Origin of the sequence: Longispora fulva, assembly GCF_015751905.1 — a bacterium.
Classification (GTDB): Bacteria; Actinomycetota; Actinomycetes; order Mycobacteriales; family Micromonosporaceae; genus Longispora; species Longispora fulva.
In genome coordinates this window covers 5,693,745-5,717,018 of sequence record NZ_JADOUF010000001.1, presented here as the reverse complement: position 1 = coordinate 5,717,018, position 23,274 = coordinate 5,693,745, and the positions used below count along the sequence as shown (strand labels likewise).

16 protein-coding genes and 1 tRNA gene are annotated in these 23,274 nt (G+C 68.0%); 11 read left to right on the top strand and 6 right to left on the bottom strand.

From position 1 onward, the window contains the following. Position 1: 1 nt before the first annotated feature. Positions 2-394, bottom strand: a complete 393-nt coding sequence (locus tag IW245_RS25735; protein ID WP_197005733.1) for a VOC family protein — start codon at positions 392-394, stop codon at positions 2-4. A gap of 59 nt (positions 395-453) precedes the next feature. Next, a complete protein-coding gene (locus IW245_RS25730; RefSeq protein ID WP_197005732.1) occupies positions 454-669 on the bottom strand; it encodes a hypothetical protein in 216 nt (71 codons plus the stop codon). Between the two features lie 63 nt (positions 670-732). Here IW245_RS25730 and recQ point away from each other — a divergent pair, with 63 nt between their 5' ends. The 8 genes from recQ (at position 733) to IW245_RS42355 (ending at position 15,730) form a co-directional block, all read left to right on the top strand. Beyond that, positions 733-2,553 (top strand): DNA helicase RecQ, encoded by a 1,821-nt coding sequence (recQ, locus tag IW245_RS25725; RefSeq protein ID WP_197005731.1) that lies wholly within the window; start codon positions 733-735, stop codon positions 2,551-2,553. Between the two features lie 111 nt (positions 2,554-2,664). Next, positions 2,665-3,171 carry a DUF4291 family protein gene (locus tag IW245_RS25720; protein ID WP_197005730.1) on the top strand — a complete coding sequence of 169 codons (507 nt, stop codon included), beginning with the start codon at positions 2,665-2,667 and terminating at the stop codon, positions 3,169-3,171. A gap of 146 nt (positions 3,172-3,317) precedes the next feature. Continuing rightward, positions 3,318-6,401, top strand: coding sequence for a hypothetical protein (locus IW245_RS25715; protein ID WP_197005729.1), 3,084 nt, complete (start codon positions 3,318-3,320; stop codon positions 6,399-6,401). After that, a complete protein-coding gene (locus IW245_RS25710) occupies positions 6,398-11,749 on the top strand; it encodes a DEAD/DEAH box helicase (RefSeq protein WP_197005728.1) in 5,352 nt (1,783 codons plus the stop codon). Before IW245_RS25715 ends, IW245_RS25710 begins: the two co-directional genes overlap by 4 nt. 46 nt (positions 11,750-11,795) lie before the next feature. Further along, a complete protein-coding gene (locus IW245_RS25705) occupies positions 11,796-13,007 on the top strand; it encodes a DNA cytosine methyltransferase (protein ID WP_197005727.1) in 1,212 nt (403 codons plus the stop codon). Between the two features lies 1 nt (position 13,008). Beyond that, positions 13,009-13,539, top strand: coding sequence for a DUF4365 domain-containing protein (locus IW245_RS25700; RefSeq protein ID WP_231398933.1), 531 nt, complete (start codon positions 13,009-13,011; stop codon positions 13,537-13,539). Further along, positions 13,536-14,633: a hypothetical protein gene (locus tag IW245_RS25695; protein WP_197005726.1), complete on the top strand. Its 1,098-nt coding sequence runs from the start codon at positions 13,536-13,538 to the stop codon at positions 14,631-14,633. The genes IW245_RS25700 and IW245_RS25695 overlap by 4 nt, the downstream gene beginning before the upstream one ends. Before the next feature lie 56 nt (positions 14,634-14,689). Further along, positions 14,690-15,730 (top strand): HNH endonuclease, encoded by a 1,041-nt coding sequence (locus tag IW245_RS42355; RefSeq protein ID WP_197005725.1) that lies wholly within the window; start codon positions 14,690-14,692, stop codon positions 15,728-15,730. A 1,155-nt stretch (positions 15,731-16,885) separates the two neighbouring features. Here the strand turns inward: IW245_RS42355 and IW245_RS25685 are convergent. Together IW245_RS25685 and IW245_RS25680 are read right to left on the bottom strand one after the other, a co-directional pair. Next, positions 16,886-16,958 (bottom strand) — tRNA-Arg (locus tag IW245_RS25685). Between the two features lie 26 nt (positions 16,959-16,984). Continuing rightward, positions 16,985-17,965: a C40 family peptidase gene (locus IW245_RS25680; RefSeq protein WP_197005724.1), complete on the bottom strand. Its 981-nt coding sequence runs from the start codon at positions 17,963-17,965 to the stop codon at positions 16,985-16,987. A 116-nt stretch (positions 17,966-18,081) separates the two neighbouring features. Here IW245_RS25680 and IW245_RS25675 point away from each other — a divergent pair, with 116 nt between their 5' ends. From IW245_RS25675 to IW245_RS25665, 3 genes are read left to right on the top strand one after another with little or no spacing between them, the layout of a single operon-like run. Further along, entirely contained in the window at positions 18,082-18,282 is a 201-nt protein-coding gene (locus IW245_RS25675; RefSeq protein ID WP_197005723.1) for a heavy-metal-associated domain-containing protein, read from the top strand. Beyond that, on the top strand, positions 18,279-19,151 hold the full coding sequence (locus IW245_RS25670) for a DUF8832 domain-containing protein (protein ID WP_197005722.1): 873 nt from the start codon (positions 18,279-18,281) through the stop codon (positions 19,149-19,151). Before IW245_RS25675 ends, IW245_RS25670 begins: the two co-directional genes overlap by 4 nt. Position 19,152: 1 nt before the next feature. Then, positions 19,153-21,318: a heavy metal translocating P-type ATPase gene (locus IW245_RS25665; protein ID WP_197005721.1), complete on the top strand. Its 2,166-nt coding sequence runs from the start codon at positions 19,153-19,155 to the stop codon at positions 21,316-21,318. A gap of 132 nt (positions 21,319-21,450) precedes the next feature. Here IW245_RS25665 and IW245_RS25660 read toward each other — a convergent pair whose 3' ends face one another. Together IW245_RS25660 and IW245_RS25655 are read right to left on the bottom strand one after the other, a co-directional pair. Next, positions 21,451-22,635: a class I SAM-dependent methyltransferase gene (locus tag IW245_RS25660; protein WP_197005720.1), complete on the bottom strand. Its 1,185-nt coding sequence runs from the start codon at positions 22,633-22,635 to the stop codon at positions 21,451-21,453. Then, positions 22,616-23,188: a CGNR zinc finger domain-containing protein gene (locus IW245_RS25655; protein WP_197005719.1), complete on the bottom strand. Its 573-nt coding sequence runs from the start codon at positions 23,186-23,188 to the stop codon at positions 22,616-22,618. The genes IW245_RS25660 and IW245_RS25655 overlap by 20 nt, the downstream gene beginning before the upstream one ends. Positions 23,189-23,274 lie beyond the last annotated feature (86 nt).

Sequence of the window (23,274 nt, the reverse complement as noted above, 5' to 3'; positions counted from 1 at the left end):
GCTACGCCAGAGGTGCCAGCAGGTCGACGCCGTTGCCGTCCGGGTCCAGCAGCACCGCGTACCGCTGACCCCAGAACGCGTCCCACGGCTCCTTGTGGCCGCGGTAGCCCTCGGCGACCAGGTCGGCGTACGCCCCGTCGACCTCCGCCGGGTCGGCGAACCGGAACGCCAGGCTGGTGCGGTGCCCCCCGACCGGCGCCGTCCAGTCCGGGTCGAACGACCGGACCACGTCGACGGTGTCCCAGACCAGCTTGAACCCACCGGGCAGGTCGTACTCCACGTGCGGCTCGCTGTCCGCCGCGGCCGGCAGGTCCAGCCCGAGGCGGCGGTAGAAGGCGAGAGTCCTGGCCATGTCGGCGACGACGATGCCGACGAAACTGAGCTGCGCTGTCATACGACCACCGTAGGACCCGGCCCGGGCGGAGGTCTTGAAGGAATCGGACGCACCCCTTTCTACTTGCGCCGTTTGCGGGTGACCGAGATCCCGATCAGGGCCCCGAGCACGACCAGACCCACCACCACCAGGCAACACACCAGCCCGACGCCCCGGATCGCCCCCATTCCCCGCCGGGACTCCTCCAGACCGTCGGCCCAGGCCGGGCCGGCGACCAGCGCACCGGCGAACAACCCGCCCACGGCGGCGACACCCGACCTCACACGCCTCATCATGCCGACAATGCTAGTGCCGAAACGCCCGTTGGCGGCGGAAACGGGCCACCGTAGAATCGGTGGATGGCTGTCACCAGTACCGGAAATGACGCTCTCGAGGTTCTGCACCGGATCTTCGGCTACGACGCCTTCCGGGGCAACCAGCAGGCGATCATCGACCAGGTGGTGGCCGGCGGCGATGCGCTCGTGCTCATGCCCACCGGTGGCGGCAAGTCCCTGTGCTACCAGATCCCCGCGCTCGTCCGCGCGGGCGTCGGCGTCGTCGTGTCGCCGCTGATCGCGCTCATGCAGGACCAGGTCGACGCGCTGACCGCGCTCGGCGTGCGCGCCGGCTTCCTCAACTCCACCCAGGACGCCGAGTCCCGCCGCCAGGTCGAGCGGGACTTCCTGTCCGGCGACCTCGACCTGCTCTACCTGGCCCCGGAGCGGCTGCGGGTCGACTCCACGGTCCGGCTCCTCGACCAGGGCAAGATCTCCCTGTTCGCCATCGACGAGGCGCACTGCGTCGCGCAGTGGGGCCACGACTTCCGCCCCGACTACCTCGCGCTGTCGATGCTGCACGAGCGCTGGCCGGACGTGCCCAGGATCGCGCTCACCGCCACCGCCACCGAGGCCACCCACGCGGAGATCGCGACCCGGCTCAACCTGGAGGACGCCCGGCACTTCGTCGCGAGCTTCGACCGGCCCAACATCCAGTACCGGATCGCGCCGAAGAATGACCAGAAGAAGCAGCTCCTCGACCTGCTGCGCACCGAGCACCCGGGCGACGCCGGCATCGTCTACTGCCTGTCGCGGGCCTCCGTGGAGAAGACCGCCGAGTTCCTGGTCGCCAACGGCGTCCCGGCCCTGCCGTACCACGCGGGGCTCGACTCCCGGGTCCGCGCCGCCAACCAGTCCCGCTTCCTCCGCGAGGACGGCCTGGTCATGGTCGCCACCATCGCCTTCGGCATGGGCATCGACAAGCCCGACGTCCGCTTCGTGGCCCACCTCGACCTGCCAAAATCCGTCGAGGGGTACTACCAGGAGACCGGCCGGGCAGGCCGCGACGGCCTCCCGTCCACGGCCTGGCTCGCGTACGGGCTGCAGGACGTCGTCCAGCAGCGCAAGATGATCGACACGTCCGAGGGCGACGCCGCGCACCGCCGACGCCTCGGCACCCACCTCGACGCCATGCTCGCCCTGTGCGAAACCGTCCAGTGCCGCCGCGTCCAACTCCTCGCCTACTTCGGCCAGAAGAGCGACCCCTGCGGCAACTGCGACACCTGCCTCAACCCGCCCGAGTCCTGGGACGGCACCGTCCCGGCCCAGAAACTCCTCTCCACGGTCTACCGGCTCCGCAACGAACGCAACCAGAAGTTCGGCGCCGGCCAGTCCATCGACATCCTGCTCGGCAAGCGCACCGACAAGGTCGTCCAGCACGACCACGACCAGCTCAAGGTCTTCGGCATCGGCACAGAACTCAAGGACACCGAGTGGCGCGGCGTCGTCCGCCAGCTCCTCGCCCAGAGCCTGCTCGCCGTCGAGGGCGACTACGGCACCCTGGTCCTCACCGAGTCCAGCGACGACGTCCTGAAATCCCGCCGCCAGGTGATGCTCCGCCGCGAACCGGAACGCGCCTCGCGCTCGTCCCGGGTCTCCAAGAGCACGCCCGTCACCGACCTGGCCCCCGAGGCCGTGCCCGTGTTCGAGGCGCTCCGCGCGTGGCGGGCCGCCCAGGCCAAGGAGCAGGGCGTCCCGGCGTACGTCATCTTCCACGACGCGACCCTGCGCCAGATCGCGACGGAACAGCCGACGTCACTGGCCGCGCTGGGGACGATCAGCGGGGTGGGCGAGAACAAGCTGGCCAAGTACGGCCAGGGGATCCTGGACACCTTGGCCCCGTGAGTCCCTGCTGACTGGGCCCCGCAGGGCGGGTCCGGTGTCGCCGATGGAACCCGGGTGAGGGACCTTTCGTAACCGCATGATGGGTTTGATCGGAAAACCGGTGGCGGGCGGGTGCACGATGGTTGGGGGACCAAGCCTGGGCAGGAGCACGTCCTGGCTGTGGAGATCACGCGGCCCGGGTGTGAGCGGGCCCTGGCGCACTCCTGTCTCAGCCATTTCGACCGCGATCGGCACGCGAGCCGGGAGGAGTGGGCGCGGGAGTTGCGGAACAGTCCGGTGCGGGTGCAGTGGGATCCGGAGCGGTCGTTGAGCCTGGCTCCGTTGCCGCACCGGTCCCTCCAGGTTGGACTGGGTGGCGAGGCGGTGAGTCGGTATGTCGATGAGTGGATCGTGGGAATCATCGACGTCACAGGACTCGCGAACAGGATTCGTGGGCTGGTGCGAGGTGGTGATGAGGCCGGTGCCGTGCGCACTCTGCCGGAGGAACAGGTATACCCGCTGACGTCCGACCTGGCCCAACTGATCGGCCACCCGGTTGGGGAAGACTGGCGACCAGGTCGGTCCTTGCCGACAAGTGGAGGATCCACGAATTTCACTGGCAGGTCGACAATGGAATAATATCCAGGTGCGGCGGAGATTCCCGTCGTCCATCACGTGTCGGGGAGGAATTCCTTGACGACAGGTGCATCATGTCGTTCCACAGCCTGCCAAGAGTTCGAGAGCACTGCTGGCACCGGATCTCCTTCTGAGCCTTCGTCGGTACGGTGTATCGCTGGACCGCGGTGATGGGCCTTGAGCAGTGGAACAAAGCCCTGCTCGAAGACGTCATGGCGCGTGGTCAGGCCGGCGTGCCGCTCTATCTCTATGTTGATCGGGAACTGCTCGGCAAGCTGTCAGGACTGGAGCCGGCGAAAGCCGTCAGCGAGTTCGTGAGAGATTTTCAGGCGCATGCCGGTAGGGAACCATTCCGTCGAGGAGCCGAGGCCGCACAACGCTGGCGGCGCCTGGGCTTTGCCGGCGCTCCGCCTCTGGCCGCCCACCTCGCCATGACCGTTCTGGCCGTGACAGAGGAGCCGGTGGGGCCCTATGGCATCTACCGGAGGCAGAACCAGCTCCTGGGCCTGGACGCCGTTGCGACGGCTCCACCCGGCTACGACCATCATGTGCCGGTGCTGTGGCAGGTGTGGAACGACTGGCTGGACGGGCCCGGCGCCGCTTACGGGGCCCGCACCGCCCGTGCGCATCCGCGCTGGACGCTCCAGGGTTGGGCCCGCAGCCAAGGCCTGATCCGTCATTCGGAGCGCCGCTTCATCGAGGAGTTCCTCGACGAGTCGGCATTCCCGGGTGACGGAGCGCCGCCAGTGCAGGAATTCCTGGAGTGGCTGCGATATCGCGGCGCGACGGCCTTTGGCCTGCTGCAAAGGTTCGCTCACGAGTCAACGCGCGAGATTCTGCAGGAGGTCCTGGCCGACGAGGCGAAGCGGTGGCGGCGGGACGGATTCCGGGTGCGGCTTTCGAGTCCCCGGCGGGGACTGCTTCAGTATGACGAGTGGGAGGGCGTCTTTAGCGGCGTGATCGAAGTCGCCCCGGCGTGGCACGGTGTCCCCCTGGACATCGGGCACGGCCAGTCCCAGGAGTTCGACTCGTTCGACCGGTACGCCATCGTCGGCATAGACACCCCGGCCGCACAACTCCTGGAGATCGGCTACCTGCACGAACTGACTGACCGGACAGCGGTTCAGTTCGGTGGTCGTGAAATCTATGTGTTCCGCAATGATCCGTCACTGGGTGGTCGATTGCAGTGCCGAGGTATCGACCAGCCAACCACCTGTCATGTCCTGGCCCATAGGAGGCAGACGGCCAAGGTGGCGGCGGCGTTGCGAGAAGCGGGTCTTCGCGCTGTGCCCCAGGCGGCCGACGTGGCCGGCTGGTCGTGGTTTCTCGATCTCCGCCTTGATCCGGAGTCCGACCTGCTGACCTCTCTGAATCTGGCCCGGTTCGGGGCGGCGTCCGGTCAGCGGATATCTGTGGTCGGAGGCCTGCCGATCGGCCCCCACACCTATCTGGTGGGTGGCGAGCCCGATGTCGACCTCCCCGTTGGCGGCCTGTCGTCGGTGCGCTTCGACGGGGAGATGTTGAGCATCGCGCCGAATCAGCGCAGGGTCAGCTTGTCTGAGTTCATACCCGAACCGGGTGATCATGTCTTCTCGTCGGAGTTCGGCCGGATCAGGTTCCAGACGATCTCCTTTGCCCGGGAGACGGCAAGGACCGGCCGACTCGCCAGACCGATCCGCCCCCATGACGCAGGGTATGAGTTTGGTGAACCCGCACGCGACGGAGCCGCTCACGCCGCCTCGTTGAGTGGAGCCGACCTGCGCGGGGTGTCGATCCCCGAGGCACTCACGGTGCGTTGTCCACCCGGCGGAGAGTGCCTGGTGCTGACCGCGGAAGGGGACATCCGGCAGGTCTGGCCGTCCACGCCGCAGTGGCTTCGCGAGATTGGCCTCGAACCGGCCTCCGTCGATGTCATGCACACGATCCGGTCGAGCTTCAGCCATGCCGCGTATTTTGTGGTCCGCTCCGGGCTCCAGCATGTCAAGCACGTCCTGGCGATCCCATCCGGTGCCGCCCGATTGCCGGGCCACGCGCGTTCACAATCCCGTCAGGATCTCGTCCCCGAGTTCGTCGCGGAGCGCGGTTGGCGGTGGGTGGGCGAGCCCGACAAGGGGATGGCACGGGTCCTGGAAGCGGCGATGCGTCGACGACAGACGGCACCTCCGGAGCCTCCGATGCAGCACGTCGAGCTGCCGCTCCGGGCCGACGTGACACACGCGGTCGACCCGCGGAACCCCTACGACGATGTGCTCAAGTGGCTGTCCGAGCGTGAGGATGGTCGCGCGTCGTACGACGCCTTCGCGGAGAGCTGGTCGTGGGCGTGTGGCCGGTACGACATGCAAAGCTCGGCTGGACAAGCACGGTCGGCTCTCCTGACGCTCATGCGACTGGGCCACGTCGAACCGGACTGGTCGCGGCGCCAGGTGGCGGTCTCGCCTGCGGTACTGGTGGCACTGCCGGCCGCCGCCGGCCTGCATGTGCTCGCGGGTGCCCGCCCCCTTCGACTCCTTGAGCGCATCGACGATCCGGATGACGACGATCCTGCGGTTGCGGCAGCGGTTATCAGCCTGACTGTCCACTATCGAAATCCGAGAACAGCGGCGGGCCAGCCGCTCGGGCCGACTGTCGTCTACGTCGAGTGGGATGGTGGCTGCCGCGACCGTGTCCGTGCAGGCCTGGGCGTGCTGGGCGTGAGTCTCTCCGGTCAGGTACCTGTGCGGTTGCTGGAGATGCAGCCTTCCTTGGACCAGGCGGTTGTCGTCGGTCAGCAGATGGAAGTCAGCCCGGGGGCCGATCCGCACCGATGGAGTCCCACGCCGTCCGGTGGTTGGCAGTGGGTGCAACGAAACACGGATGCGCCATCTGGGTTCTATCAGTACACAGTGAACGGCCAGAAGAAGCATGCCTGGCGTGACGCGGAGGGCATCATGACTCTGGTCTCGAGTCAGAACGGTCAATGGCTTGCCCGGGCGAGCTACGGCCACACCGAGCTCCTGACGCATGACCCGATCGCGAGGCGGTTGCTGGCGCCGGCCAACGCGCGGCTGCCGGAGCTCATCGATCGTGCCCTTACGCTACGTACCGGCCTTCCGCCTTGCCGCGGCCGCTTGGGCCGCGCGGATCAGCCATGTTTGGTATACGAAAATGTTGATGCTCCGACTGCACATCAGGTCGCGGCACTGCTCAAACAGGACCTCCGGGACAGCGACGGAACACTAGTATTCAAACGGTGACCACGCCGAAGGCTCGCAGTTCCCTGACACTCGACGGCCTGCAGGAATATCTCGAGGATGCCTTTCTTCGATACTACGAAACAGCCTATGAGCTGCGGGACAACGAGATCGAACGGGAACGTCGACGGCTCCTGAAGCGTGGCGGCTCGGTGTTCACAGACCCCTATGTGGAGCTGATGCCCACTTTTCCCTCCGCCGAGAATTCCCTGGCGGAGACCTTCGCTGCCATCGGCCTCAGCGAGGCTGCTGACCTCGTCGCCGCGGGGCTGCTTCCACATGAGCGGGCCTACATCCATCAGGAGCAGGCTCTCCGCGCCTCGTTGGCGGGAAAGGACGTCATCGTCGGCACGGGCACAGGCTCGGGTAAGACCGAGTCGTTCTTGTTGCCGGTGTTCGCCCAGCTCGTCCGGGAGTCCCGCGAATGGGCACCTCGCGCGGCGGTCATCCAGCCACGATGGTGGCGCGGCAGCGGCGCGTTCCAGGCACAACGAACCGGCCACGAGGGTCGGCTTCCTGGTATCCGAGCACTCCTGCTGTACCCGATGAATGCGCTTGTCGAGGACCAGATGGTCCGGCTCCGCGTGGCGCTGGACTCGCCGGCCGCCCGTGCGTGGTTCGACCAGCACCGTCCCGGCCACCGCTTCTACTTCGGCCGATACACGGGACGAACCCCACTTCCGGGCACCGCTGAGACCGCGAAGGCAGACAAGGTCGACCGGCTGCGCAAATTGATGTTTCAGGCGGAGCGCAGGCACGCGAATCTACTCGCGCGGATCGCCGACGAAGAGATCCAGGAGTCGGCCCGGTACTTCCTGCCTGCGATGGACGGCGCCGAGATGCGGTCCCGGTGGGATATGCAGCGGTCAGTGCCGGACATCTTCATCACCAACTACAGCATGCTGTCCATCGCCCTGGCTCGGTCCGACGAGGCGCCGATGATCGAGGCGACCCGGCGCTGGCTCGAGGCGTCACCCGAGCACTGCTTCACCCTGGTGGTGGACGAGTTACACATGTACCGGGGCACGGCGGGCACCGAGGTGGCCTATCTGCTGCGCCGACTGATGGCGGCCTTGGGGCTGGACCAGCGCCCCGACCAGTTGCGTGTGATCGGCACGTCGGCCAGTATCCAGGACAACGATGAGGGCAGGGCCTTCCTGGGCGAGTTCTTCGCGCGATCGGAGGGAGCGGGGTTCACGTTCATCCATAGTGAACACGTCGTCCCGGAGGGTGACGACGACCTAACCAATCTCGCCGAGACACTGCTGGTGGGCGACGCCGACCCGTCGGTGTTGCCCGCTGACGGCACCGTTCAACGGGCGCTGGCTCGCGCGCTCACCGAGGAGGACGGCCTGCGCCCGCGGCCACTAGGGACAGTGGCGGAGCGAGTCTTCCCCAAGCTTCCCGGCGGCCAAGCCCGGCAGGCGCTGAGTTCTCTGGTCGCACTGCTGGAACGACAGGAGGAGCCGAGCGCCCGGCTTCGGGGTCACATGTTCGTGCGTACCCTTCAAGGTCTCTGGGCTTGCTCTGACCCCGAGTGCGCCGCTGTCGACCCGGAGTTCCGGTCCCCCACCCGTCGCATCGGCATGTTGTACGCGACTCCGCGCTTCACCTGCGAGTGCGGCTCACGCGTGCTGGAGCTGCTGTACTGCCAGTCCTGCGGCGAGAGCATGCTGGGGGGCTACGTCGCCCTCTCGGGTTCGAAGGAATTCCTGGTCTCCACCATCGCGGCGTTGGACCAGCTGCCCGACAGGGTGATCGGTGGCAACAATGCCGCTGGCTACCGGCTGTACTGGCCGACGGATCGGCCTCCCGTCGTGACCAAGCCCTGGTCGCACACCGGCACGAAACTCTCGACGGATTCGAAGGCGCCCAAGTACAAGATGCGCTTCGTGCGGGTCCGCCTCTCGCCGGGCACGGGACTTCTGGAGGCCAAGACCGGACAGCGGGCCACGGGCTACCGGTACGAGTTGGACGGGGGCGGCGCCGAGGACCGGATGCCAGCGTTGCCGACGGAGTGCCCGTCCTGCGGGGACGACTGGGAGTATGTGAGCAAGGGAAAGGTGGAGGACAGGCAGCGGTCCCGCTCGCCGATCCGGACACAGGGCGTTGGTTTCGACCGGGCGAACCAGGTGCTCACCGGCGCGCTCAAGCGGCGGCTCGGTTCGCGTCTCGTGGTCTTCTCCGACAGCCGACAGGGCGCCGCGCGGGTCTCCGCAAACCTGGAACTCGCGCACTACCTCGACCTGGTCCGAGCCATGGTGGTGGAGACGCTCACGGACCTGTCGACGGATGGCATTCTCCTACAGAGTTTGCTCGAGGGCGACCAGAGCCCTGAGGTTCTCGCGCTCCGCAACCGCCTCAAGGCGAGCCACCCGTCCGCGTTGATCGCCATCGAGTCCAAGCGGCAGGGCCTCCCGCTGGACGACGGAGACGAGGCCGCGCTCGCCGCCGCCGCGGAAACGCTTGGCGGCCGGCCCAGCATGCTCGACCTCACTCACCAGGTAGGGCCCCGGCTACTCCGGCTGGGCGTCAACCCCGCCGGCCCCGGTCCCGGGAAGCAGAAGACGACAAACGACAAGCCCTGGACGACGTTGTACGAGTGGAGCGTCGTCACCATCCGGGGCCGGGACGCGGCTGTCCTCGACAACCCGGCTCGTGACCTGCGCAGCGACATCGAGATGGCTCTGGGCACCCAGATCGTCCGGACGGTCTTCGCCGGCGGCGACCGGGATATGGAGTCGATCGGCATCGCCCATGCGGTTCCGGCCGCGCCGGTCACGATCGGCCTGCTCGATAAGGGCGCCGCCGATCAGTTCGCCTGCTCGGTGTTGCGCCTTCTCGGGCGCAAGCGGCGCATGCTGGCACTCAAGCCGGAAGACAACTGGCCCAGAGTGGTGCGCGACTACGCGGCCGCGGTCGCGAAGTTCCACGGCCGGGAAGGCGAGGGCCCGACGCTGCTGGAGGCGCTCGGCGAACGGATCGGCGTCCGGGCGTCGACCGGCTTTCAGGTAGACCCCGCGCAGGTGCGCCTCCTGCAGGTGCACGAGCCGTGCTTCTGGCGTTGTGGCGTGTGCCGGACGAAGCACCTCCATCGCAGTGCGGGCATCTGTGTCACGTGCTCGCGGCCGCTCAGCGAGAGTGCCGAGCCGGTGGCCGCGATTCGCCAGGACTACTACAGCTGGCTGGCGAAGGAAGATGGCGGTGTCTACCGCATGCACTGCGAGGAACTCACCGGGCAGACGGACCCGCTGGAGGGGCAAGCGCGACAGGCCCGGTTCCAGGGCGTCTTCCTTGATGGCGACGAGCAGCCCCTCGTCGACGAGATCGACGTACTTTCGGTGACCACCACCATGGAGGCGGGCGTGGACATCGGGGCCCTCCGCGGCGTGGTGATGGCCAACATGCCGCCGCAGCGCTTCAACTACCAGCAGCGGGTCGGCCGGGCAGGGCGACGCAGTGAGCACCTCGCGGTCGCCCTGACCGTCTGCCGCGGTGCCCGCAGTCACGACGAGCACTACTTCGCCAACCCCGGCTCGATCACCGGCGACCTGCCGCCGCAGCCGTTCCTGGACATGCGATCCGCCCCCATTCTCCAACGTGCGTTCGCGGCCGAGGTGCTGACTCGGGTTTTCCGTGAGACTGCTGTCCGCGTGGACGACTTCATCGGTGGCCGCAGCGTGCACGGCGAGTTCGGCACAGTCGTCGACTGGCAGCACCGCCCTGAGATCGCCGCGACGGTCAGGGCCATACTCGCCGAGCGCCGCACGATGTGGGAGGACATTGCGGCACATCTGCTCGTCGACACCCAGGTGACGAAACTTGACCAGCGCGAGCTCGCCGACTGGGCCAGCGGGGACCTCGCTGACGTCATCGACCTGGCTGCCGGCACGAGTCGAGTGCCTCACCTGTCGGAAGCGCTCGCCCAGGCCGGCGTCCTGCCCATGTTCGGCTTCCCCACCCAGTCACGGGTCCTCTACACCGAGCAACCCCGATTCGGACAGGAACCGAGGACCCTGGACCGCGACGCCGGGATGGCGATTTCGGAGTTCGGGCCCGGTGCCGAGGTGGTGAAGGACAAGGCGGTGCACACCGCCGTCGGTGTCGTCGACTACATCCAACATCCCAACGGCAGGTGGGGGCAGGGCAACAGTCCGCTAGGCCCGCGGTCCCGGGCAGGGCTCTGCCGGGCATGCCTCGGTGTTACCGACAACGAGGCAGCGGTCAGCTGCCCCACGTGCGGTAGTGACGAGGACTTCATGCAGGTCGACCTCGCAGAGCCTGCCGGCTACCGCACGTCGTTCCAGTCCCGGGACTATGAACAGCTCGGCGAGCCGACGGCGCAGGCGTCCCAGCCGAGGCTCTCACTGGTGAGCGGCGAGTACGAACGACGGGACAGCAATGCGCTCATAAGGTCGGTTTCCGGGGAGATCCTGGCTATCAACGACAACAACGGCAAGCTGTACGCGTTCACCACCGCGACATGGCGGAGCCGGCAGGGCAGAGAGGAGCTGACGCCAGGGCTGCTGGAGGGTGGCCTGCTCGCCGAGGCGCAGTCGAAGGCCCGCGCCGGGCTAACCTTTCATACCCCCACCGGTGCGTCGTCGGAGCTGGTCGCGATCTCGGCCCGTCGGCGAACGGATGTCCTGGTGCTCGGTCTCGACCATCTCGACCCTGGCCTTCAGATTAGCCCGAAGGCCCCCTCTGGACGGGGTGCTTGGGCGTCTCTCGGCTACCTCCTGCGTGACGCCGCCGCGCCATGGCTCGACATCGGTCCGGATGAGATTCAGGTCGGCGTGCATCCGCAGCTTCGTGAGGACATCCTGCTCGGCGAGGTCTTCATCGCGGACAGTCTGGAGAATGGGGCCGGATATGCCGCACGGTTCGGGGAGAAGTTCGAGGAACTCCTCGATGAGGCCGACGCGTGGATGGCACGCCTGCAGAAGCACGGTGGGGATCCGTGCGATTCCAGTTGCCACCGTTGCCTGCGCGACTATGGCAACCGCTCCTGGCACCCGCTCCTCGACTGGCGGTTGGCAGCCGACCTGTTGGACCTGATGCGGGGTAGACCGCTACTGGTCGACCGATCCCGTGCGAGGGACAGGAGCGCTGCCGCCCAGTTCGCGAAGGACTTCGGGCTCGTCGTGGACGACATGGACGAGGCTCCGGTGATCGTCGGGAACAGTGGTCGTCGACTGGCGATCATGCATCCCTTCGCGGATCTGGAGGACGGATCGGTGAATGACCGGGTCGTCAGCCTGGTTCAGCAGTATCCACAGACCACGTTTACGTCGACCTTCGAGCTGCTCCGACGCCCCGGGGCGCTGGTGGCTGGCCTGATGAGCCACTGAGGGTTTGCCTGACAATGCGACGACAGATCAACCGGAGACCAGCCCAGTGACCCTTCCAGAATTACCCCGACTCACCGTCCTTTCGCTTTTCACCGGTACCGGAGGCCTCGACTGTGGTCTGGAAGCCGCCGGGCTGGAGACGGTCGGCTGTGTCGAGTTGAACGAACTGTGCCGGAGATCCCTGGAGGAGAACCGCCCCGGTTGGAAGTTGCTCGACTGCGCGGATGTGCTTCAGGCCGCCACCGAGTTGCGCCCGCGCGACTTGGGCCTCGGCAGCGGAGCTCTCGACGTGATCGCCGGTGGCCCGCCATGTCAGCCGTTCTCGGTGGCCGGGCAATGGACCAGCAGTGGACGGCGCGGCATGGACGACGAACGCGCACAGACGGTGGTCGCTATGCTGGACCTGGTAGAGGCATTCCTGCCCAGGGTGTTGCTGATCGAGAACGTGGCCGGTTTTCTGCGAGGAAAGATCTCCGCACAACCCTTCGTGGAAGGTCGCCTCAACAAGATCAACAAGCGGCACGGTACCTCGTATCAGCTACAGGCTGAGATCGTGGACGCTGCGGACTACGGCGTGCCGCAGCATCGCCGGCGGGTCATTGCGGTGGCAACCAGGGACGGGAGTGCCTTCGCGCTTCCCGCACCCACGCATGCCATGGAGCGAATGACCGCATGGGACGCGATGGGCGACCTGTGCGAGGCTGTTGTTCCGTCTGGAAGCGGCGGCTGGTCCGATCTGCTGCCCTCGATACCGGAGGGGTCCAACTATCAGTACCTCACGGCTCGCGGCGGGGGTAGCGAACTATTCGGGTATCGGACGCGCTACTGGTCCTTCCTCCTCAAACTGGCGCGCGACAAGCCCGCCTGGACGCTGCCGGCAAGCCCTGGCCCTTCGACCGGCCCCTTCCACTGGGACAACCGACCGCTCAGCGTGCGGGAGCGACTGCGGCTCCAGAGCTTCCCCGACGACTGGCAACCGGTGGGCCGCTTCGGCGAGCAGGTCAAGCAGGTAGGCAACGCCACGCCGCCTCTTCTAGGCGAAGTGATAGCCCGGGCACTTGTCGGCCAGGTGCTGGTGCCTGGCGCCCAGTACCCTGCTGCCCCGGCGTTGCTGAGGCCGCGGTTGGATTCGGCCCCCCAAGCTGTGCCACCGGTGCCGGTTCCTGCCCGCTTCAGCGCCATGGTCGGCGAGAAGCCGGCGCATCTCGGCGTGGGAAAGGGTCCGGCGCCCCGCCAGACCGAGGGAAACGAGGCGTGAGATGAGATCGGCCACCGGCCTCAATCCCCAGATGCGACAGGGGTATTACGGAGAAGCCTTCGTGCGGGTCCTAGCGGCTGCTTCAGGGCTGGTCGTCGCCCGGATGGAAGTCGATGTCACCGGCGAGGACTTCATCATCGGGTATCCGGGTCGTCGGAACGCTGTTCGATATCCCAAGATCGAGGTGCAGGTCAAGTCCTGGAGCGTTCCGAAGGGCAACGACAACGCATGGCGATTTCGCATGCGGGCCGAACACTTCAACGAATTGGCCGGCACCGAATTCTATGTGCCTCGATTCCTCTTCCTGATTGTCGTTCCACCGGACGAGGACTCCTATGCGCGGGCGGACCGTGACGCGCTTCGACTGCACCACGCCGGTTACTGGGCCTCGTTCAGGAACCAGATTCCGGTCACCGACGCCGGTTCGGTGACAGTGGATGTACCGAAGGACAATCTGCTGACCGCACACTCGATCCACCACCTCTTTCCCGCCTCTCCCGTCGTGATGCCCCTCCAGCGGAGGTCCCTGTGATCCCGCGCCTCGACGACCTCGACGCGCTCGACCCCGAAAATGTCGAGCGGTACGTGCGCAGCGCAGGCTGGACCGAGCAGAGCCGAGCGCCCCATGCTTCGGTGTGGACACTCGGAGTCGCGGACGACGAACTCGAACTGCTCGTGCCGCTCGACGCCTCCTTCCGGGACTACAGGTCCCGGTTGTGGGACGGGATATGCACCCTGGCGCTCGCGGAGGACCGGGAACCCGGGGCGATTCTGAGCGACATCTCCGCGGTCGCGGTGGACACCCAACACTTCCGGCTGTTGCCCGACCTGCCGTCGGGGAGTATTGGCCTCATTGAGGGCTCCACCGCGCTCTACGGCGTTCGCAAGCTCATGTTCGCCGCTGCGCACTTTGCGACAACAGGCCAACCGGCGCTGGTCCAGCCCACTCAACTAGCGCCCGAAGCGATCCGCTTCGTCCAGACCACGCGTCTGGTGGCGCCGTCCGCAGGAAGCTTCGTGCTCTCCGTCCAGGTCCCGGTGGTTGCGCCCATGTCCGCTCCGGACGAGGGCACGCTTCCCTTCAACCGTCACGTGGTACTTCAGCTGCACCGCGCCATCAGCGCCACCCACCGTGCGGCCGGCGAAGCACTCCGAACAGGCGGCGTCGAACCGTTTGCGAGGCTGGCACCTGAAGGCGTCTCAGCCGACCTCTGTGACGCCGTCGCCATGATCGGCAGGCAACAGGCCTTTGACCTCAGATTCGCCTGGGCTCAGGTTCTGCCGGCGGCGGTGACGTTGCCCCGATTCCGATTCGACCGGCATCTCGTGGACGTCATACGCGACGCGGCGCGAAAGCTGCCACGATTCGTGGCGGAGCGCGACGTACAACTGATCGTCCAGGTGGTCCAACTGGACCGCATCGACCGTGGCTTCGGCAGAGTCACCCTGCGGCTGCGGGCTCCAGCAGGCTTGCTACGGGTCGGGGCACGACTCACCGCCAACCTGTCGCCGGCGCTCTACGAGCAGGCGGTCGAGGCCCATCGAGCGAGTCGCCAGCTGCGCGTCTCCGGACAGCTGAGGGGCAATCACATGAGCACAGTGCAGTCGGTGGTGCTACTCGACTAGATGGTCTGGTGCGTTCGGGGTCGATGAGCTTCGAGGTTTCGCCCTAAGGTGGGGTCGTGACACTCGCAGACGTGACTGCTCAGGATGTGTTGAAGGCCATCGCGGAGTTTGATCGGCTTGGCCGGGAGGAATTCTTGGCGTCGACTGGCTTCGGCACGGCCCGTGAATACTTCATCGAACACAACGGTCAGAGGTATGACTCCAAGGCCATCGTTGGATACGCCCACGGAGTTAGCCAACATGTCCAACTTCTTCCTGGCGACTTTACCGGTGGAGACAAGACGGTAGCGACGCTTCTTCGGAGCCTTGGCTTCATTGTGCGACAGATCCGCAACCCCGACTGGACCCGCGATGAGATCGTATTGGCCTGCGATCTTGTGGTGACCAACGACTGGAAAGTGGTCGGAGTCAACGATCCGCGCGTGCTGGACCTATCAGAGCTGTTGCAGACCTCAGCGATCCACCCCATTGAGGTGCGCGGCGAGAGGTTCCGCAATCCTGCCGGAGTCGTCCGCAAGACCGCCGACATTGCGACCCGTCACCCCAGCTATGCCGGTGTGCCGACGCACGGAAACAAAGTCGATGGGGAGGTATTGTCAGAATTCCTTGCTCGCCCAGAGGAGATGCACGCATACGCCGAAGCTCTTCGCGCCGAAATCGAAGCGGGCGATTCGATAGGGCAATCACCCGTTGTGGACCCTGACCTTGATGGTCATTCGGCGGACGAGGGGCGAGTGCTGCAGCGCCGGCACCTCCGCCGCGAACGCGACCCAAAGCTGAAAGCCGCCAAGTTAGCGGCAGCTAGACGCCTAGGGGTCGCCATCGCCTGCGAGGTGTGTGGGTTTGATTTCTTTCGCACATATGGACCGCGGGGTGAAGGCTACATCGAGTGCCATCACCGCACGCCATTGTCGGTGAGCGGTCCCACAAAGACCCGGCTGGAGGACCTCGCGCTCATTTGTTCTAACTGTCACCGCATGATCCACCGTAATGCCAGCGACTGGCTCACTATCGAGCAGCTCGCGAGCGTGATCAGTGAACAAAGACTTCGGTCAACCTCTGGTCCTGACGGTGAAACTGGGGATGCCGAAGACTAGTCACTTACGGAAACGCATGCGGCCATGGCCGTGCGTTGCGCCGGGTAGATACGCCGGTAGGCGCCCAGCCACGTATCGACCTGCTCGGGCGTGCCGCTGCACGCTTGCAGGTACGACCGGACGAACGCGGGGCCAGCCGGGCTCCGCGGAGGTTGCTGATCTTCAACGACCGGGTCTTGGCGGTCTTGTCCAGGCCGGGCATGACCCCCGATCGGGGAGCGGAGCCAGCTGCCGGATGCTGAGTTCGCAGACCTCACGCAGCCGCTGGAGTCGTTACCGGGCCCCCGTGGTGTGCCTGGATGTGCCCGCCGGTAGGTCGGCGGGGCGCCGTCTCTCGGGTGGTTACGGTTGGCGGGAGTCGCGGGGGCTACCGTCGGCGTTCCGGACGGTACGGTCGACGGGCGGCGGCGGAGCCGCACGCGGTAGGGGCCAGCGCGCCGACGCCGGCCAGTACCGGTCTGATGTGCTTCTTCACGGGTTTCCTTCGAAGAACCAGCTGGCCAGAGCCAGTGTAGGAGCCTGCGCTCGGTCATGTCAGCCCCAGCTGTCGCCGTCGGCGAGTACCGTCGGCTGTCCTGGCCTGCCGCGGCGGCGCAGATGCTGTTGCCGGTGAGGGGCACGGCGATGAGGATCAGTGCGACGAACCTGGACATGAGCAGACTCCGCTCGTTAGCTTAATGCTAAATGATTGACTTTCCGGCCTTTCCGCCCTCGTCCGGGGCGGCGCTTCCGATGTGGATGAGCCTGCCGCAGCCCAGTGGGGCTGTCACGAGCTGCAGGCTGGCCCCGACATGCCCGGCACGAAGGTGTCAGGCTTTGATCACCCGCCGTCGAACGGGCAGAGTGATCCGGCTACGGGGACCACTGGGAAACCGGCTGGAGCTCCTCGTAGAGCAGAACGATGGCCCGGTGAGCCGTGCTGGAGGATATCGGGTGTGTGATCAAACGGAAGCTGTCGCAGCCCAACGCCAGATGGAACGCCTCGAAGGCCCGACCGTCTACGCCTCGACCCTGGCCAGATTCCCTGTTCAATGCTGCACGCGTGCGTGTCGCGTGGGTCCGGCACGGGTGGCCGGGTACAGCCGGGTAGAAAGACTCAGGCCCTTGACCGGGGTATCCCCTGGTCAAGGGCCTGTTTGCGTGGTCAATCTGGGGTGCCCCCGGCAGGAATCGAACCTGCGACACACGGTTTAGGAAACCGATGCTCTATCCCCTGAGCTACGAGGGCGGCCCTGAGAGTCTAGCGAACCCCCCTCACCCCGCACGCCCACCCCGCACCCCCGGCCGCCCGAAACTGTGCACCGGCATCTGATTCATCGGCGCCATCGTGATCCGCTGCCCCGGCTGCGGCGCGTGGATCACCCGCCCGGCCCCGGCGTACACCGCGACGTGGTGCACGTCCGGGTAGTAGAACACCAGGTCGCCGGGTCGCAGGTCGGACGCCGGCACGTTCTCGGTCACCGAACGCTGCAGCTCCGCGCTGTGCGGCAACGACACCCCCGCCGCGCGCCAGGCTGCCATGGTCAGCCCGGAGCAGTCGTAGGCGTCCGGGCCCTCGGCACCGAAGACATAGGGGGTACCGATCGCCCCGTACGCGTATTGGACCACCGCCCCGCCCCGCCCCAGCTTGAACGGTGGCACGTAGTTGTCGCGGGTTTCCAGTCGGTTGAATCCCCAGCGGGCGGCCGTGAGCGCTGTCAGTTGTTGTTCGATGTGCGCTTTCTTGGCGGCGATCTCGCGTTCGGCGCGGGTCTGTTGCTGGAGGGCGGAGTCGAGGGCCTTCTTCTGGGTTTCGAGGCCGGCTTTGGCCTGGTTGAGGGCTTCGATCTGGCGGCGGTTGCGGTGGGCGAGGTGGTCGATGATGGCGAGTCTGGAGGCGAACTGGTCGGGGGAGGTGGCGTTGACGAGGGCGTTGGCTGTGCTGGCGGAGCCGCCCTGGTAGAGGGCTGAGGCGAGGCGGCCGACTTCGGCGTTGAGGGTGGCGACCTGGGTGCGGAGGGGGGCGAGGCGGGCGGCGAGGGCCGTGGTCTGGGCGCGGGTGGTGGTGAGTTGTTCGCGGGCGGTGTCGTACTTGTCGATGATGGTTTCGAGTTGGGCGAGGGTCTGGTCGAGCTGGGCGTCGGTGGCGGCGTCGGCGGAAGGGCCGGTGGCCGGGGATGGACTGGCTGTCGGGTCGGCCGATGCCGGGGTGGGGGCGAGCAGGAGGGCGCCGAGGAGAAGGGCCGTCAGGCGCATGCCGAAACCTCCCACAGCAGGGTGAACCAGACGCTTGAGGATAGGAAAAACCTACAATATGGGCAACTCGGACACGCGACTTGGCGAAACATACCCCCCGGGGGTACGGTGGGGTCATGAACACGACCTACACCGTCGCCGGCATGACCTGTGGCCACTGCGTCTCCGCGGTGAGCGCCGAGCTGACCAAGCTCCCCGGCGTGCAGAATGTGGCTGTCGACCTCGAGAGTAAGGCCGTCACCGTGACCAGTGCCGGGCCGCTGGAGCTCGATCTGGTCCGCGCCGCCGTCGACGAGGCCGGGTACGAGCTGTCATGACCAGCAGCCCGCCCGTCCGGCTCGGCGTCTTCATCGGCGGCCTGAGTGTCGCGCTGCTCTCCGGCTTTCTGATCGGCAAGGTCGCCGGGCCGAAGAACGTGCCAGCCAGCGCCTCACCGCACGTGCACGGCACGTCGACGGCGGCGGCCGGCGACGGTCACACCCACGGCGGCACCACGGGCGACGCGACAGGGCTGGCGATCAGCTCCCTCGGGTACACGCTGGTGCCGGGGCGGGCCGAGCTGGTCGCCGGGGAGGGCGGGCCGTTCACGTTCACGATCGTGGGGCCCGGTGGCAAGGTGGTCACCGAGTTCGCGCAGGTGCACGAGCAGAAGCTGCACATGATCGTGGTGCGCCGCGATCTGTCGGGCTACCAGCACGTGCACCCGACGATGCGCGCCGACGGGACCTGGGAGCTGCCGCTGACCCTGCGCGAGCCGGGTTCCTACCGGATGTTTGCCGACTTCACGACGAACGCCATCGCGCTGGTGCTCGGCGCGGACCTGACCGTCGCCGGCTCCTACACGCCCACCCCGCTACCGGCGGCGGCGCGCGAGGCGAAGGTCGGCGGCCTCGACGTGACGTACGAGGGCACGCCCCGGATCGGCGCCAGTCAGCCGCTGATGTTCCGGGTGTTCACGGCCGGGGCGCCGGTGTCGAACCTGGAGCGGTACCTGGGCGCGTACGGGCATCTGATCATCGTCCGCGAGGGCGACGTGGGGTACGTGCACGCGCACCCCGAGCCGGAGCTGTCCGGAGGCGCGATCAAGTTCTGGTTCACCGCGCCGGGTCCCGGGCGGTACCGTGCGTTCCTCGACTTCCAGGTCGGCGGCACGGTGCGCACCGCGGAGTTCACGGTGGTGGTCTGACATGTCCGAGATTCTGCTCGACATCGGCGGGATGACCTGCGCGGCGTGCGCGGCGCGGATCGAGAAGAAGCTCAACCGGCTCGACGGCGTGACCGCGCAGGTCAACTACGCCACCGAGAAGGCGAAGGTGTCCTTCGACGCGCCGGTCACGGTGGCCGAGCTGGTCGCGACCGTGGAGGCGACCGGGTACACAGCCCGGGAGCCCGCGCCGCCGGTCCCCGAAGCGGTTGAGCGGACGCCCGACGATGGCCGTACCCGTCTGATCGGTTCCGCCCTGCTCACCCTCCCGGTGCTGATCCTGTCGATGGTGCCGGCCGCCCAGTTCACCTACTGGCAGTGGGCGGCCCTGACCCTCGCCACCCCGGTCGTGACCTGGGGCGCGTGGCCGTTCCACCGGGCGGCGTTCCTCAACCTGCGGCACGCGGCGGCCACGATGGACACCCTGATCTCCGTCGGCGTCGTCGCCTCCTACACCTGGAGCCTGTGGGCGCTGTTCCTCGGCGGGGCCGGCGAATCCGGCATGACGATGTCGATGAGTTGGGACGCGACCGGCAGTCACCTCTACCTCGAGGTCGGCGCCGCGCTGACCACGTTCCTGCTCGCCGGCCGGTACTTCGAACACCGCGCCAAGCGGAAGGCCGGCGTCGCGCTCCGGGCGCTCGCCGAGCTGGGCGCCAAGGAGGCCACCCTGCTCGACGGCTCGACCGTGCCGATCGACCGGCTCGCCGTCGGGGACCTGTTCGTCGTGCGGCCGGGTGAGAAGGTCGCGACCGACGGCACGGTCACCGAGGGCGGCAGCGCCGTCGACAACAGCGCCGTGACCGGGGAGTCCGTACCCGTCGAGGTCGGGCCCGGCGACACCGTCATCGGGGCGACCGTCAACGCCGGTGGCCGGATCGTCGTCCGAGCCACCCGGGTCGGGGCCGACACCCAGCTCGCCCAGCTCAGCCGGATGGTCGCCGACGCGCAGAGCGGCAAGGCCCCGGTGCAGCGGCTCGCCGACCGGGTCGCGGCGGTGTTCGTCCCGGTGGTCCTGGTGCTGGCCGTAGCGACCCTGGGCTTCTGGTGGGGGAGCGGCAACGGACTGACCGGCGCGTTCACCGCGGCCGTGGCCGTGCTGATCATCGCCTGCCCCTGCGCCCTCGGGCTGGCGACGCCGACGGCTCTGCTGGTGGGCACCGGGCGGGGCGCCCAGTTGGGCATCCTGATCCGGGGGCCGGAGATCCTGGAGTCCACCCGGCGGGTCGACACCGTGCTGCTGGACAAGACGGGCACGGTCACGACCGGTCAGATGACGGTCACGTCGGTGACCGGGCACCCCGACACGCTGCGGTACGCGGGGGCGGTGGAACACGCCGCCGAGCATCCGATCGCGCGGGCCATCGCGGCCGAGGCCGGGAAGCGGGCGGCGGCCCGGGTGAGCGACGTGCCGGCGACCCAGGAAGCGTTCCTCGACCCGGTCACCGACTTCCAGTCCCTCCCGGGCCTCGGCGCGATCGGCACAGTGGACGGTCACCGCGTCCTCGTCGGCCGGGCCGCGCTCCTCCGCGACCACGGCATCCCCACCGACGCCGACGGCATCCTCGTCGCCTGGGACAACGCAGTCCAGGGCACGATCACGGTCGAGGACCGGGTGAAGGACACCTCGGCCCGGGCGGTCGCGGACCTGCGCGCCCTCGGCCTCACCCCCGTCCTGCTCACCGGCGACGCCCGCGCCACGGCCGAGAAGGTCGCAGCGGAGGTCGGGATCGACACCGTGATCGCCGAGGTGCTGCCGGCGGGCAAGGTAGCGGAGGTGCGGCGGCTCCAGGCGGCCGGCAAGGTCGTCGCGATGGTCGGTGACGGGGTCAACGACGCCGCCGCCCTCGCGCAGGCGGACCTCGGCATCGCGATGGGCACCGGTACCGACGCGGCGATCGCCGCTGCCGACCTGACCCTGGTGCGGGGCGATCTGCGGGTCGCCGGCGACGCGCTGCGGTTGTCCCGGAGCACGCTGCGCACGATCAAGGGGAACCTGTTCTGGGCCTTCTCCTACAACCTCGTGGCGCTGCCGATGGCCGTCGCGGGCCTGGTCACGCCGGTGGTCGCGGCCGCGGCGATGGCCCTGTCGAGCGTCCTGGTGGTCAGCAACAGCCTCCGCCTGTTCCGCTTCACCCCGCGCGCCTGACCCCCGCAGATCCAGATCAACCCCATCATCCGATGACGGAGGAGCCCGACCCGGCAGCACCGGCCCCGCCCAGCGGGGTGACCTGGGGCCGCGCCGCAGCGCCCACTCCCGCCCGGCGGGGTGACCCGGGGTCTACTCCGCGAGCAGCTTCGCCAGGTGCGGGGTCACGCCCCACTCCCGGACGAGCGCGTCATACTCGCCACCCCCGGTGGCCGCCCCCGCCCGGGTCGCCCGGAGCAGCAGGTTGCGCGGCGTGTGCGCGGAGTCGACGAACTCGGTGACGTCCACCCTGTACCCCCGCTGGCGCAGAATCAGGGCACGCAGGCTGTCGGTGAGCACGTCGGCGAACCGTTCCCGGAGGATCGGCTGCCCGACCAGCGGCGACGGGTGCTTCCGCAGCTGGGTGGCGATGTCGTGGTGGCAGCACGGGGCGACCAGGATGTGCTCGGCCCCCCAGCCGACCGCCCGGGCCAGCGCCTCGTCGGTGGCCGTGTCGCAGGCGTGCAGCGCGAGCACGACATCGGCGGATTCGACCGGGGCGTCGAGGATGGTGCCGGCGACGAACCGGACCTTGTCCGCCCAGCCGAGCTCCGCCGCGAGCGCGGTGTTGCGGTCGCGCTGGTCGGCGCGGACGTCCACGCCGATCAGCTCGGCGGCGATGCCCTGGGAGGTGAGGTACCGGTACGCGGCGAACGTCAGGTAGGCGTTCCCGCAGCCCAGGTCCACGATCCGCAACGGTCGAACGTCCTCGCCGCGGATCGGCACATCGCCGGCGGGTCCACCGGGCGCGACGGGGCCGTTGGGCGCCGCGGACGGCTGGTCGTGGGTGGCGCGGCGGCCCAGGGTCGCGTCGAGCGCCCGGAGGAACGCGTCGACCTGGCGGCGCTTGGCCGCGTTGCCGCCGATCAGTCGGTAGATCGGGTCGTCGGGGGCCAAAAGGTGCTCCTTGGCCCGGTCGTGGCTGGTCACGGCGGTGTGCGCTGCGGCCTGCCGGGACACCTGGGCCTCGCCCTTCTTCGTCACCCGGAGCTGGATGGTCTCCGACACCGTCTCGACGTGCCAGTTGCCGAACGGCTCGGCGAGCAGCTCGGCGACGACCGGGTCGGTGAAGTCGACGTTGCGGGTGTGCGGCCGGTCGGAGGTCACCACGACCTGGAGCCGGCGGACGCCCTTGAGTGTGACGGGCCGCAGCTCGGCGCGGACCCATTTCGGGGTACCGGACCGGCGCTTGCCCGCCGCCACCGCCCTGACCAGCCGATCGGGGTCGCTGAGCTGCCCGTGCAGCTCGTCGAGGACGTCAGTCAGTGGCTGGGGCATGTGCGGCCTGTCGTTGTCGGTACTTCTTGGTCTTGTTCCGGTTGCCGCAGATCTCCATCGAGCACCACCGGCGCGAGGAGTTCTTCGACGCGTCGTAGTACGCCCACTGGCAGTCGTCGGCCGGGCAGATCTTCACCCGGTGCCATTCCGGGCCGGACTGCACGATATCGGCCAGCACCTCGGCGAGGGCCGCCCGGGTGCCCTCCCCTGCCGGTACCAGAAAAGGGAGGTGCGCCACCAACGGCAGCTCGGCGGCGACGGCGCGCAACCCGGCCTGGTCCCGGGCCGGTCCGCCCCGGTGGTGGGTGAGCGCCTCGGCGCGCAGCTCGTCGCGCAGCCGGCGGGCCAGGGTCAGGTCGGCCTCGGCCGGCTCGGCGGCCAGCCGAGCGGCGGTGTCGGGCCGGCCGCGCTCGGCGGCGAGTGCCGCGTGCGCGCCCAGCCACTGTCGGAAAGTTCCGAGATCGCGAAGATCGTCCGCTCCGGTCTCGTAGATCTCGACGGAGTTCAGCAACGACTCGACAAGCCACAGCCGGTCAGGAACGTTACTGGTCATCCCCCCAGAGTAGCCAGGGGTGGACGGGGCCCGCTGAGGACGACGATGCGTGCGTTGTCGGGAACCCCGCATACAACACCGGTATG

Coding starts and splice junctions, on each gene's coding strand:
- IW245_RS25660 (WP_197005720.1), bottom strand. CDS start 22,635: ATGCCCCAGCCACTGACTGACGTCCTCGACGAGCTGCACGGGCAGCTC.
- IW245_RS25655 (WP_197005719.1), bottom strand. CDS start 23,188: ATGACCAGTAACGTTCCTGACCGGCTGTGGCTTGTCGAGTCGTTGCTG.
- IW245_RS25675 (WP_197005723.1), top strand. CDS start 18,082: ATGAACACGACCTACACCGTCGCCGGCATGACCTGTGGCCACTGCGTC.
- IW245_RS25680 (WP_197005724.1), bottom strand. CDS start 17,965: ATGCGCCTGACGGCCCTTCTCCTCGGCGCCCTCCTGCTCGCCCCCACC.
- IW245_RS25665 (WP_197005721.1), top strand. CDS start 19,153: ATGTCCGAGATTCTGCTCGACATCGGCGGGATGACCTGCGCGGCGTGC.
- IW245_RS25730 (WP_197005732.1), bottom strand. CDS start 669: ATGATGAGGCGTGTGAGGTCGGGTGTCGCCGCCGTGGGCGGGTTGTTC.
- recQ (WP_197005731.1), top strand. CDS start 733: ATGGCTGTCACCAGTACCGGAAATGACGCTCTCGAGGTTCTGCACCGG.
- IW245_RS25700 (WP_231398933.1), top strand. CDS start 13,009: ATGAGATCGGCCACCGGCCTCAATCCCCAGATGCGACAGGGGTATTAC.
- IW245_RS25670 (WP_197005722.1), top strand. CDS start 18,279: ATGACCAGCAGCCCGCCCGTCCGGCTCGGCGTCTTCATCGGCGGCCTG.
- IW245_RS25735 (WP_197005733.1), bottom strand. CDS start 394: ATGACAGCGCAGCTCAGTTTCGTCGGCATCGTCGTCGCCGACATGGCC.